The organism is Brasilonema sp. UFV-L1 (assembly GCF_012912105.1).
Classification (GTDB): Bacteria; Cyanobacteriota; Cyanobacteriia; order Cyanobacteriales; family Nostocaceae; genus Brasilonema.
The window spans coordinates 72,814-85,067 of the sequence record NZ_QMEA01000021.1 but is presented as its reverse complement, the minus strand read 5'-3'; the positions used below and the strand labels follow the sequence as shown (position 1 = coordinate 85,067).

The 12,254-nt window shown below is 42.0% G+C and carries 11 protein-coding genes; 3 read left to right on the top strand and 8 right to left on the bottom strand.

The annotated features are described in order from the left end of the window. Nucleotides 1-37: 37 nt before the first annotated feature. On the bottom strand, nt 38-391 hold the full coding sequence (locus DP117_RS09495) for a hypothetical protein (RefSeq protein ID WP_169218009.1): 354 nt from the start codon (nt 389-391) through the stop codon (nt 38-40). 415 nt (nt 392-806) lie between these two features. On the opposite strand from DP117_RS09495, the gene DP117_RS09490 reads away from it, so the two are divergent. Beyond that, on the top strand, nt 807-1,133 hold the full coding sequence (locus DP117_RS09490; protein WP_169218067.1) for a helix-turn-helix transcriptional regulator: 327 nt from the start codon (nt 807-809) through the stop codon (nt 1,131-1,133). Between the two features lie 73 nt (nt 1,134-1,206). Here DP117_RS09490 and DP117_RS09485 read toward each other — a convergent pair whose 3' ends face one another. Both DP117_RS09485 and DP117_RS09480 read right to left on the bottom strand, forming a co-directional pair. After that, a complete protein-coding gene (locus DP117_RS09485; protein WP_169218066.1) occupies nt 1,207-1,896 on the bottom strand; it encodes a polysaccharide deacetylase family protein in 690 nt (229 codons plus the stop codon). A gap of 605 nt (nt 1,897-2,501) precedes the next feature. Further along, complete coding sequence (locus tag DP117_RS09480; RefSeq protein ID WP_211176000.1) at nt 2,502-3,617, bottom strand: transposase; 1,116 nt, start codon at nt 3,615-3,617, stop codon at nt 2,502-2,504. A 565-nt stretch (nt 3,618-4,182) separates the two neighbouring features. Here DP117_RS09480 and DP117_RS09475 point away from each other — a divergent pair. Both DP117_RS09475 and larB read left to right on the top strand, forming a co-directional pair. Further along, on the top strand, nt 4,183-4,452 hold the full coding sequence (locus DP117_RS09475) for a GlsB/YeaQ/YmgE family stress response membrane protein (protein WP_169218065.1): 270 nt from the start codon (nt 4,183-4,185) through the stop codon (nt 4,450-4,452). 1,048 nt (nt 4,453-5,500) lie between these two features. After that, nucleotides 5,501-6,283, top strand: coding sequence for a nickel pincer cofactor biosynthesis protein LarB (gene larB, locus DP117_RS09470; RefSeq protein ID WP_169218064.1), 783 nt, complete (start codon nt 5,501-5,503; stop codon nt 6,281-6,283). 408 nt (nt 6,284-6,691) lie between these two features. Here the strand turns inward: larB and DP117_RS35340 are convergent, their stop codons facing one another. The 5 genes from DP117_RS35340 to DP117_RS09445 form a co-directional block, all read right to left on the bottom strand. Further along, complete coding sequence (locus DP117_RS35340) at nt 6,692-6,937, bottom strand: hypothetical protein (protein ID WP_211175999.1); 246 nt, start codon at nt 6,935-6,937, stop codon at nt 6,692-6,694. Between the two features lie 247 nt (nt 6,938-7,184). After that, a complete protein-coding gene (locus DP117_RS09460; protein ID WP_169218062.1) occupies nt 7,185-8,264 on the bottom strand; it encodes an ABC transporter ATP-binding protein in 1,080 nt (359 codons plus the stop codon). Between the two features lie 153 nt (nt 8,265-8,417). Then, a complete protein-coding gene (locus DP117_RS09455) occupies nt 8,418-9,302 on the bottom strand; it encodes a carbohydrate ABC transporter permease (protein WP_169218061.1) in 885 nt (294 codons plus the stop codon). 215 nt (nt 9,303-9,517) lie between these two features. Continuing rightward, complete coding sequence (locus DP117_RS09450; RefSeq protein ID WP_169218101.1) at nt 9,518-10,420, bottom strand: sugar ABC transporter permease; 903 nt, start codon at nt 10,418-10,420, stop codon at nt 9,518-9,520. A gap of 389 nt (nt 10,421-10,809) precedes the next feature. Beyond that, nucleotides 10,810-12,165, bottom strand: coding sequence for an ABC transporter substrate-binding protein (locus tag DP117_RS09445; RefSeq protein ID WP_169218060.1), 1,356 nt, complete (start codon nt 12,163-12,165; stop codon nt 10,810-10,812). Nucleotides 12,166-12,254 lie beyond the last annotated feature (89 nt).

Genomic DNA, 12,254 nt, shown 5'->3' with positions numbered 1-12,254 from the left:
CTTTAAAGTGTGCAACGCCTTTGTGTCAAATCAATGATTAGCGAGCACGTTGGTTCTGACGGTTGTTGGTGTTGCTGTATTGGTCAGTGGTAGAACCATCGGTTGCTGCACCACTTTGCTTGGTGGTTTGTACAGCATCTTGACCTTGCTTAACATTGTTACCAGGGCGAACATAACCGCGACGGTTGTGGTAAACAGGACGACTGTTTCTTGCGTCTTGCACTTGGCGGCTGTTGGTTGTGGAAGTTTGAACTGTAGAACTACCATTGACAGCAGCACCGTTTTGCTCTGTGTACTGGTCAACGCTTTGGGATTGACCTGCAAATGCAGCGGTTGGAGCAATCATCAAACCTGCAGCCAGTAAACCAAAAGCAATAGATTTGTTCAACATAAATTTATTTGACCTTGTTAGATGTGTGTTGTTTTTGTGTTTTGTCGTTTTTCTCAGAGTGAAAACCCTTATCTCCATCCGTAGGCTTTTAGATGTATTTTTACCTTGAGGAGTTCCTAGTGGTGTTTGTTTCTCTGTTTGTTTTGCTATTAAGAACTACATCATCGAATCCCGTCATTTCGTATTTCTCTGAAAGATTTTTGAAAAATGCGCGATCCGTTTATTTGCCCTCTGGTTTACTCTTCCCCCCGAAAAATGACTAGAGATACAGGTGAACTCTATACTTAAAAGTTTTAACTAAAGAATTTGAGTGCGTCAAGAGCCTGGACAAAAGTTTTTGGGGAAAATTTTTGGGCACAAGTTTTTTTTGGTGCTAGGATCTACGGCTAAAGGTTAAATAAATACGCGCTTAGCTGTGAAACAAAAGGCAAAACCACGAATAGCTTTTCTACGTGAAAAGGCAGGACTGACCCAGCTTGAGCTTTCACGCCTCGTGGGCGTGACCGAAAGTACCATTCAGAACTGGGAAAGCGGGAGGACTGGGACAGACCACATTGAGAGAATCATTAGGTTTTGCAAAGCTCTGAATTGCCAAGTAGAAGATTTAATTCAATACACAAGCGATTCACCCGATGAGCCTGCTGCAAAACCTAGTTCACTCAGCGAAATACATCATCTTTTGGGAACTGACGAACTTTCCCTAACTCCCAACTTCAAATCTGAAGCTGCTCAAAAGCGGTAAGTTAGTCATTACTCAAAAGTCAAAAGTCATCGTTTTTTATTTGTCTCTACTCTTCCCACTACCCCCAACTTTCTCAACTTCCCCCATTTCCTCCCCTAGTTTGTTTCCAAAGAGTGTCTACCGTCACAAATTGATAGCCTTGTTCCATAAGTTGAGGAATTAGGGCTTGTGTTGTTGCGGTGACATCTTGTCCGCCGCATGCACCGTCATGCAAAACAATCAATGAACCGTTACAAACCTGCTGGAAAATTCTCTGCACGACTGTGGTAATTCCTGGTCTTACCCAATCCTCTGGTACAACACTCCACATAACAGGGCGATAATTCCACTGGCTCAGTAATTTTAATGTTGTAGGTGTAAACAAACCATTGGGTGGACGGACATCGCGTACTTTGTCTGGTGTCAAATGACAAGCATGATAGATAGCAGCTTGGGTGTTTTCTAAGCTGTCCTTAAGTGCTGTTGGCGACAGCATGGGAAAATTTTGATGCTCATAGCCATGCAAGCCAATCCAATGTCCGCGATCGCACACCTGTTTTGCTATATCTGGTGAACGGTTGACACAGGTACCCAACCAGAAGAAACTAGCTGTGACGTTGTAACGGTCTAAAACTTTCAGCAGCTGTTTTGTGTATTGAGGATGTGGACCATCATCAAAGGTCAGTGCGATCATTTTGGAGTTTGCATCCCCACACCAAAGACAGTTAGGAAACGTTGGTTTGAGGATGCGATAGAAAATCGGAAATAAGGGAGCCAGTTGCATATCCAGCCTACTTACTATTTTTTGTTTTAGCTATTTTTAGTTTTATATACTTGTACTAGAGCTAGACCTTAGTCATCTGTTCCGGATTTTTTCTGAAAAAACCTTCTTACGAAGTATTAACCATCTACCAAAAGATGGAATCAGGATGTTGTAAAAATTTGTATATTTTTTATTCTAGTAGTTCTTTCTCGTGCTGTACTCCTTGTACAGCGACCCTTGACGTTCTTAGTCTAGGTTATAGATTTACCTAGAAACGAATCGCAGTATTTATCCTCAAAGAATTCAGTTTTGGCTGAGTCAGAATACTGATATCTTGCAGCATTCTCAACAAGACCCAAACCTAGGGTTTATGAACCAGAAATTAAGGTTTTTAAGAGCAGGCATTGTCAAGAAACCCGGTTTTTAACTCAGGTGCAAGATCTGAGAATACAGAATCTGGGCTTTGAATCCCCATCCAATTCATTCTGACTCCTTAGCGGAGCGCGCCGTCAGCTTTGCTCCTGGATTTTGACCTGGAGTTTTAAAGTAGCCAGGGGGAAGGCTCCTGGGTTCTTGTTCAATGACATACATTGATTTTTTTGCCGACTGACTCATATTGTCTTTGCTCACATCTTGCACCTGTAAACATCAATGTCAAAACCACAACTACGTACAAGGGGAACTAAGCGTTCAATATTAAGTAAAAGAAGAGACAGTACAATTTCAGGGAAAATAGATTCTAAAGCAGTTTTTGCAGCCTGACCCCAATCAGGCGGGGATGGAAACTGAATTTCGAGATAAGTCCAATGAGCAATGAGATAGGCAGTTAGAGAAAGAATCAGCAAGCGTAACATACCAAGCAGAGAACTCTGCCCAAAACGATGTAAGCCAAAGCGGTGCTTTGCAGTTTTAAACCAACCTTCTATTTGCCAACGACGCTTACCCCACCACTTGAGAGTAGAAGCTTTAATAGGACGGGTAGATAAGACAAAGCGTTTTTCTAGTTTGCCGTTGTCACGCTTTAAGTAATACCAACACACGGTGACAGGAAATTTTAAACTAACTAAACGCACTTGTTGTCCCTGCTTATGTAAATGTCGTAAAATTCTGCCATCAATTAACTTACGGTTAATAGCTAAACCTGTAACAGCATGATATTTAAGCTTTCGTATACCTTCAAGAAATTCCACACTACTAAAAGCTGTATCAGCTAAAATAATTGTCTCAAAGCGTTCAGTTAAGAATTTCGGTAAACCTTTCACTAGTTTCAGCCCTAGCTGTGCTGGCGAAGGAGTTCCTTTACCTCTCCAAACACGAAAATTCCAAGGAATGCGCCATCTTCCTACGACCAAATAAACTACCACTAAATGTAGACCACGCTTACCGTTATAAACTCTAATTAAATCGTTAAAAGCTTTGAATTTCCCACGCTTTTCTAAAGTAGTCAGGTCAATAATTACTTGTAAAAATGGTCTACGACCTTTGTGAGATGACGATAACATCTTTAAAACTGTTTGCAATATCTGATGCCGAACAACACGAATCATCTGCCTGGTTGACCAAGGATTGGTATTTAAAAATCGGCTTAATGCACTCGGAGATTTTGCTTGACTGTGTTCAGGTAACGGATGTCCTTGCGCTTCTAAGAATAACCCTAACATCGCTTGAAGGTTATCTTGTTGGTACTGTGTGGGCATCAACTCTTTCAAGATGTAAACTAACTTTTGGGCGTGGGCAAGCATTGTTCTTGCTTCATTTTGATTCGATATTTCACGCCCTTTCTCTCATATTTCCTGCTATCAAAGCAAATTCAGACTTTAGAATTAAAATTGGCGACTGCCCAGGGGGCACCGCTACCAGCGGCGATCGCAGTACCGGATGAGGTACAACCATCACCCAGCACCTTGAGGTTTTTTCCAGCAATTTACGTAAAATTACGCTAACTATTGATTTATTTCTAACTACTTTATCTTTAATTTTCTCCTTCATTTACCACCACATTTTTGTACTCCTTATTTGCCTTTTACGGGTTTGTACCCAGAGGTGCAAGATGTGAGTTTGGGTAAAATTAAATACTTTTGACGACAAATTTAGAATCATCTAACCTGATTAATTATCGATTAAGTCATGATTTTATGTGTTAATCGATAACTTTTTTTGACAGACATAAATCAAGCTAGTTCTATATGACTTTTCCGGGGTTGTATTTCTTAAAGTTTTTCAAATTATCTCTTGTGAAAGATGACTAAAACTATGGCAGTGTTAAACTTAGTAATATAGGCAATGAAAATGGAAGGTATTTAACAAATGAACATCATTGCATGGGTAGTTTTAGGGCTTTTAGCCGGTGCAATTGCTAAAGCTATCTATCCTGGTTATCAAGGCGGCGGAATTCTTGCTACCATCTTGTTGGGAATCGTCGGAGCCTTTGTAGGCGGAACTTTAGGAGTTTTCTTAACGACGGGAAAATTAGCCCTAGCAGCTCCTACATTTAGTCTCCCTGGTTTAGCTTTGGCTGTTCTTGGCGCACTGATTGCAATCTTCGTTTGGTATTCGTTTGCTCGCAGAACTGTTTAATAAAAGTTAATAAATGACGGTTCGTAATTCGTAATGAAATCGATAATTACGGATTGCGAATTATTTCATGAGATGCAGGTGTTTTTCTACTAACATTATTACCTGATTGTGAGTATTTTATTTTCGTTGAATTCACTCAATTTGTGATTGAAATAATAGAGTCAGTAGTCAAACTAAGTTTAGGGCAAACGTATTTAAAGATTGCAGCCGAGTATGGTATCTTGGGATAATGCCACTGGTGCATTTTCTAGCGGAGCTTGGGGCAATGCAAAGTGAGTTTGCATGGAGGCAGATACGGGCGATCGCTAGCCCCTTTGGGGCCGCTGCGCAAACGCTGCTGCGCCCAGATCGCTATTAACCAAAGGTTGACTAAATAGTTGTACTAAATAGCGATAAACCTTATCAAACTTAGTTAAAATTGGGAAAATTCAATAAGTTTTTTGATGATTAGATGTATTGTGTTTGCGGTATCTGGTATACTCAAATTAATGCCGAAAACCAAGGCTACATTTTCTGGTTTGTAAACCACAGTCGCGGTCATTACTAGCAAGCCTGTGAAAAGGTCAATCCTGAGTCCACGATTTGTTAAATTTGCTGAAAATAACGGATGACGAGTGGCTAAAAGCTTCAAAAAATATTTAATTTTAAGAATAGGGTGGGCTACACCCGAATTTACGCTTGTGGGACGGCAGGTGCTACAACGGGGGGAACCCCCGCAACGCACTGCCTCACAAGCAGGAGCCGACTCCCTTGGTGAGCCAGCGCCGTGCGGAGAGAAGTTTGAGCGGAGGTTTCCTCCGTAGACGCTTTGCGGCTTGCCGCAGGCATCAAAGCTATGCCCTACGGGCACGCTGCGCTATCGGGGGGTTCCCAAGCCACTGCGTTGGGCGGGTTTCCCGACAGTCCCGCATGTGGCGTCCCGTTGAGGCGACTGGCGTAGAAGCAAGAAGCAGACCCTCTAAAGGAAACTTTAGTTGAATGACTAGCCTTGAACAAGTTTAGTAAAGTTCTGTATAGCAGTCTCTATATAACAGGCAACAACGGACAAATGACTAATGATAAATCTTTGCGATCGCTCTTAGAAGGTGTCGCCAATGGGAATGTGACCCCAGATACAGCACTGGAAAAACTGAGACACTTGGCTTATGAACCTGTAGGCGATTTTGCCAAAGTTGACCACCATCGCGCTTTGAGAACTGGATTTCCAGAAGTGATTTGGGGACCAGGCAAAACTCCTGACCAAATTGCTCAAATTATGGAAGTCATGCGCCAGCGTACGAGAGTGGTGATGGCGACTCGCATAGAACTAGATGTTTTTGCCACGCTGGAAACAAAAGTTCAAGGTTTGCGTTACTACAACTTGGCGCGAATTTGTGCAATTGCACCGCCTACCATTGAACCCCAGTATCCTGGTACAATTGCGATTCTTTCTGCTGGTACTGCTGATTTACCTGTGGCTGAGGAAGCTGCTGTGACTGCAGAACTTTCAGGTTTTCATGTGCAACGCCTTTGGGATGTGGGAGTTGCAGGAATTCACCGTTTGTTAAATAACCGCCATGTGATTGAATCAGCATCCGTGTTGATTGTTGTAGCAGGGATGGAAGGCGCTTTGCCCAGCGTGGTTGCAGGTTTAGCAGATTGTCCTGTTGTTGCTGTTCCCACTAGCGTTGGTTATGGTGCTAGTTTTGGGGGTTTAGCACCACTGTTGACAATGCTCAACTCTTGTGCTGCTGGTGTCGGTGTCGTGAATATCGATAATGGTTTTGGTGCTGCAGTACTAGCCGGGCAAATTGTGCGTACAGCAAATAAGTTGAAGTACATGAGCGAATAAAGAACGGGCTGCGCCTCGCTACGTGCTCCAGAACTCAGAACTCAGTAGTCAGAATGATGCATAGTCAAAAGGATACAAGCTCCAAATGAATTCATGGGCTGCTTAGCGCAAGCAAAGAGTTCCTTCGCCTGCTCGAACCTGGGGCTAGTAGTGTTGCATCTTTCCTCCCAGTCTTCGATGAGTATACGTATCTGCTCAGGTAAACTTCGCAGCCACTCTGTTAGAAGTTCTTTCGTCGCGTGCGCAGTCAACACACCAGCGAGGAGTGTCTGCAACTTACCTATACCCGCTCGCTCGGTCAGCGCTTTCGGGACACAAGAGAAACACACCAAGGCAGAAACAGTACCAGCCACCGTCGTCACTTTCAGTGTGTTCAGTAGTTCTAGTACGTAATGTTTCGGGAAGTCGTTAGTCATCGTACCTCCGCACTATGTCAGTTATAGCGAAGTTTTTACCGTCACGTGAACGTACCACCCGGAAAGTCGTACCTCTTCGTAGAAGTTCCTCTCCTACATCATTCAACACCAAGTAGTTATTCGTTGCCGGGTCGTATAGTCGGTAAGCCCCTATGTGGCGCATTACTTCCAAATGCTTCGGTCGAAGCGGCAGCGCTTTATCCTCGTCGTCTTCGTCGAGCCAATCCGAGAGTATCATGAACGTGTCGTCAAGAGTGTGCTGTACGACGACGTACTGTAGCTTAGGTGCGCCTAGGAACGGTACTACTTTGTAGGCTCTCGTAAAATTCATGCGCATCATTAAGTCTCCGGCACCGTCTTCGGCTAACACCTCGTTCAGTTTTACGTTCTGCTTCTTTCGCATAAAAACACTTACCAGTTCTTTCTAAATGTGTGTTATCTAAGTGACTCAGTAAACGAGGTTAAAGGTCACAGGACTTCGAGGTTTAGAGTAAGCAAAGAGTATTACCTGATTGAATATCAAACCAGTGGATATTCTGGGGCGGTAAAGCTAATGTGATTTCTTCATTATTCCATTTTTGGTCTGGTGCTAACAACGCACGCACAGTCAACGGTTCAGTCTCAGAAGTTGCAACCCGCACACTGACTAAGTTGTGCATACCTAAGTTTTCCACCAGAAAAACTTGTCCTTTGATGAGTTGCGTATCATCTGGTTGTGCAATGCGAACGTGTTCTGGACGGATACCCAATATGATTTCTGGTGGTAATGTTGGAATATTCGGCAAAACCATTTTTGCATCACCTAAGATTGCATGACGTTCCTTACAGGGTAGCGTGAGCAAATTCATTTGTGGACTACCAACAAATCCAGCGACAAATAAATTAGCTGGCTGGTTGTAAATGCGTTCTGGTGGGTCGAGTTGCTGGACAAGACCATCATTAAGGACAGCCACTTTTGTTGAAAGCGTCATTGCTTCTGTTTGGTCGTGAGTTACGTAGACCACTGGGGCTTTTTGGGCAGCAAATATTTGCTTGATATCTGCGCGGACTCGTTCGCGTAGAAGCGCATCTAGGTTACTAAGTGGTTCATCAAGCAAGTAAACTTGGGCGCGACGCACTAACGCCCGACCAACAGCGACTCGTTGTCTTTGTCCCCCCGATAATTGACCAGGTTTACGCTGTAGTAATTCTTCTAATCCCAGAAGTCTTGAAACTTCCGTGATTCGTTGGTGAATTTCAGTGCGGGGAGTTTTTTTCAACTTCAGTCCAGAGGCGAGGTTTTCGTACACAGACATATGGGGATAAAGTGCATAGCTTTGAAACACCATCGCCATATTGCGATCGCCTGGTCGTTCAAACGTGATATCCTCATCCCCAAGAAATATCCGACCGTGAGTTGGTTCCTCTAACCCTGCAATCATTCGCAATGTCGTAGACTTACCACAACCACTCGGACCAAGTAAAGTGAGAAATTCATTGTCATCTACAGTTATACTAATGTCTTTAACTGGAATGACTTTGGGAGTATAGGTTTTGTTTAAGTTTTTTAGTTCCAGTTTCGCCATAGTTTTTATTTATTGATTATCTGTTGACTGATATCTGGCATCATTCTCAACAAGACCTAAAAAACCGGGTTGATGCACGAAATATTAAGGTTTTTAACTGTCGTCATTCTCAAGAAACCCGGTTTTTGACCCCTGGTGCAACATATAAGTTGATTAACCTTTAACAGCGCCAGCAGTTAGACCTTGAATAATCTTACGCTGGAAAAACAAAACAAGTAAAACTAACGGTAATGTTCCAACAACAGTTGCTGCAGCAATCGGACCATAGGGAATTTCAAAAACTGTTGCACCGCCTAATTGTGCTGCAGCAACGGGAATTGTTTTCATCTGTTCACGAGTAATAAACGTCAGAGCAAAAATAAACTCATTCCAGGCAAAAATAAATGTGAGAATTCCCGTTGTTACCAAAGCAGGAAGTGTCATGGGTATTAAGATTTGCACTAACATTTGCGCAGTATTGTAACCATCTACCCTGGCAGAATCTTCTAAGTCTTTTGGTAATTGCTGAAAAAAGCTGCGTAACACCAAAATTGTCAAAGGTAAATTGATAGCAGTGTATGGAATAATCAGGGCTAAATAGTTGTTCCCTAAATGTAAGCTTTGGATAATTTCCAACAGTCCCAAGAACAATAAAATTCCAGGGAATAAAGTCACAATGAGAATACCTGCAAGGATAACTCTGCCACCCCAAGGACGCAACCGTGCTAAAGCATAAGCAGCAGGCGCACCCAATACCAAAGAGAAAAATGTCGAAAGAATCGACACAAAAGCACTATTTAAGATGTAGCGCCAAAACGGACGACGGGCGAATATTTCAATGTAGTGATTGAAAGTCAGTCGAGAGGGAAAATAAACGGTAGGAATTTTGGCAATATCTTGATTGACTTTGAATGAAGTTAGTAATTGCCACATTGCTGGTGCTAAACAGAAAATGACGACTAAAGCAACAGTTACCCAAAATAAAATATTTTTCCAAGAATTTTTCATTCTTGTTTTTGGTTTAGGATTTGTCGTCGATGCTTCCTGAGTCACAGTCATAAACTTTGAAATTAGAGATTTTACAGTTAGTCTTCTTAACAGTTACCAGTTATCAGTTATCAGTTTGAAGAAGTATTCAGTATTGCTGAATCCAGAATTCAGAATAGAAGAATCAATTAACTCTTTTATTCTGACCGGAGGCGGAGCGGCTCCGCCTCCGCTCCTGACTCCTGACTCCTTCACTGTGTACTGTGTACTGTTCATTGTGTACTGATTTAAAAGGTGTTGATACGAGATTTGTTGAGTAAAAAACTAGCAATAGCAACCGCCACAATGAGTAGAAGAAACGTAACCACAACCAAAGCTGCTCCATAGCCAAAATCTAAGTAGCGCATGATGGTAGAGTAAATATACAACGATACCACTTCTGTTGCACCACCAGGACCACCTCCAGTCATGACAGCAATCAAGTCATAAATTCCAAAAGCCTGAGCAAATCGAAACAATGTGGCGATGAGAATTTGTGGTATCAACAAAGGCAGAGTAATTTGATAAAAGCTTTGCCAAGATGTGGCACCATCAATTGCATGAGCTTCGTATAAATCTGGTGAAATCGACTGCAAACCAGCCAATAGTAAAATACTAATAAACGGAGTCGTTTTCCACACATCTGCAATTATCACAGCTATCATTGCCAATGTCGGGTCTCCCAACCAGTTAATTCCAGTTTGAATCAAACCTAACCGTAGCAGAATATCATTAACAACTCCAAACTGGTCGTTAAAAATCCAAGCCCAAGCAAGACCAATGAGGGCGGTAGGTAAAGCCCAAGGTAAAATGGCAATTGTACGTACTGCACCTCTACCAAAAAACTTCTTGTTCAATACCAAGGCAATACCTAATCCTAGCAGGAGTTCTAGCAATACTGTTGCGGTCGTGAATATTGTTGTCGTCCCGAAACTCTGCCAAAAACGACCATCTCCCACCATCCGCCCATAATTGCTAACACCAGAAAAGATAGGTTGCAGCTTTGTTCCCAAATTTTGAGTAAAGAAACTTAACCAAAAAGCGCGAAGGATTGGATACCCGAAAACCAACAACAGCAACAGCAAGGCGGGTAGCAAGAAAATCCACGCTGTTCGTTGTTCTCGACTTCTGATTGTTTGCATATTAGTCAACATCAATGAACAATGAACAGTTATCAATGAACAATGAGCAATGAACAATTATCAATTACAGCAGATTGCAAGTAAATGAAGTACAGTACTGAAGTCTAAAACGCAGACTCTAAGCCCTTTTTACTTCTGACCGGAGGCGGAGCTTTCCTTGCTCCGCTCCTGACTCCTGACTCAGGAATTGCTGCTGTATCAAATCGATAATTGATAACTGATAATTTAATTTCAAAGTTGTGTCTTTGAATTGATAATTGACAATAGATTGGTCATGAGTCATTTGTCGTAGAAACTTTGTCTTCAATATCTTTACATCAGAAATTTGCATACACAAAACACCCAATATAGTTACCAGTACCATTTGTTTCATTTTGAATTTTGAATTAGATCCTTCGCTAGCCCCTTTGGGGGCCTGCGCTAACACTAAGGACGCTACGCGATTTTGAATTGTTTAGTAATAGCTTGGTTTCATTCGCAGCAGCTTGCATCGCGCTTTCAGGAGTCATGCGATTTGTGAGTGCTGCACTGAGGTAACGTTGCAAAATATCTGATGCTTGAGCATATTGAGCAATGGGCGGACGTAATACGGCTTGATTAGCTATTTTCAGTAACTGAGGATAATGAGGGTATTTACTAACAATTTGTGAGTCTGTAAACAGTGAACGTCGGCTTGGTACAAAACCCGCTTTTAAAATAAATTGGCGCTGTACTTCTTCATTGGTAAAGAATTGAATTGCTTTCCAAGCTTCTTGAGGATGTTTAGAGGATTTGGCGATTCCTAAACCCCAACCACCTAAACATGCTCCTCCACTATTACCAGGAGTAGCGACCATTGGTATGATAGCTATTTTACCTTTGAGAGGAGAATCTTCAGCATTCGCTAAGGGCCAAACATAAGGCCAACTTCGTAAAAATGCTGTTTGACCACTTTGAAATATCCGTCTGGTATCTTCTTCAATATATGTTGTGACTCCAGGCGGAGAAATTCCTTCTTGAATCGTGTCTTTGAGAAAGGCGATCGCCTTCAATGTTTCCGGTTTATCTAGCCCCACTTCTAAAGTATCAGGCTTCACCCAAAATCCACCAAAACCTTGCAAGACTTCCACAAACATAGCAGCTAGTCCTTCATACTGACGACCTTGCCAAATGTAACCCCAATTCACTTTTCCTTGCTCTTTTAAGGACTTAGAAATTTTGAGCAAATCTGCGAATGTTTCTGGTGCTTGAAAACCTGCGCCTTTGAGCAAATCTTCGCGATAGTAGAGGACTCCGACATCACTACGCACGGGAATTCTGTAGAGTTTACCTTCGTAACGTCCTGCTTCTACATCTTTGGGTGAGAATGCTGCTAATTCTTCTTTTGTGAGGCGATCGCTCAAATCTAATAACCATCCAGCCGCAGCAAATTTCGATGTCCAAATAACATCCATATTTACCAAGTCATAAGGAGAATCTCCCAAAATAAATGCTGAAGTATACAAGTCTTCTAGCAAATTTGTCGAATTTGGACCTTCTACAAGATTAATACGAATCCCCGGATTTTTTGCTTCAAAATCTTTGATAATGCCTTGCTTCCAAGGTTGAGCATCAGGGGCAGTAATCAACATATTCAAGACTACTGGTTGCTGCGGTATGGCTTTTGGGGTAGAAAGCAAGATGATGCACGCTAAAACAGCAAATAATATTCCTGTGTACAATTTGAGTTTTTGTAATATTTTCTGCTGTTGTTTTGTTTTTGTGAATTCAGACATTTTTAGCAAAATATCTCTAGTATACAAGAATTGATTTTCTAGCCTTTGTCTGGAAACACTTTATTATTTTCTGTATTATAGTCGTTATA